This is a genomic window from Photobacterium sp. R1, from assembly GCF_054600795.1.
In genome coordinates, this window is the sequence record NZ_BAAHZP010000620.1 from 1 (window position 1) to 265 (window position 265).

1 protein-coding gene is annotated in these 265 nt (G+C 55.1%); it reads right to left on the reverse strand.

Annotated features, from left to right (window positions below; translation table 11 throughout):
* Positions 1-265 (reverse strand): inositol monophosphatase family protein (locus tag ACYP03_RS26540; RefSeq protein WP_459782746.1); only part of this gene is annotated, 265 nt, incomplete at both ends.

Sequence of the window (265 nt, forward strand, 5' to 3'; positions counted from 1 at the left end):
CAGCATAGGCTTCACGACGCGCACATTCCCTGCAACTATGTTGCCGGAGGTCAGGTAGTTGGTGTTACCGGTGAAGTCGGTACAGATGGCGCCAGCTTCACGGGCAATCAGTTCGCCAGCTGCCATTTCCCAAGGCTTCTGGCTCAGTTTGAATACACCGTCTACGCGGCCGGCGGCCAGGTAGCACAGATCCAAAGCAGTAGAGCCGGACAAGCGCATGTCATCGCATTCAACAAACATTGCCTGCTGAATTTTGGCGTAGCTT